The following is a 267-nucleotide window of genomic DNA, read 5'->3' as shown; positions in this document are numbered from 1 at the left end:
GCCACGCAAGTCTAGGCCCCGCAGGTCGGCAGAGCGAAAATAGGCGTCGGTGAAGTCAATACCGGTGGCGTTCAGGTCGCGCAGGTCCAGCCCTCGAAAGTCGCCACCGCGCATGTCGATGGTGCCGATTTCAGGGCGCTCCTGGTTGAAGCCGCGGATATCATCCTTGTGCAGGAGGGCGTAGAGCGGGGTATCAAGAAGCTTGGGCTGACTCATGATCGCGACTCTGGCTGGTGTTATGGAGCCAGTATAGTGCCACTATCGCAA

The 267-nt window shown here is 59.6% G+C and carries 1 protein-coding gene; it reads right to left on the bottom strand.

Annotated elements, in window-relative coordinates:
- Positions 1-216: pentapeptide repeat-containing protein (locus AAEZ05_RS28860; protein ID WP_350650021.1), on the bottom strand; the 216-nt coding region annotated here is incomplete at its 3' end.
- Positions 217-267 lie beyond the last annotated feature (51 nt).

This window comes from Pseudomonas sp. HY13-MNA-CIBAN-0226, assembly GCF_040310305.1.
GTDB lineage: Bacteria > Pseudomonadota > Gammaproteobacteria > Pseudomonadales > Pseudomonadaceae > Aquipseudomonas > Aquipseudomonas gregormendelii.
Note: the sequence above shows the minus strand (reverse complement) of the source record. Positions and strands in the feature narration are given on the sequence as shown.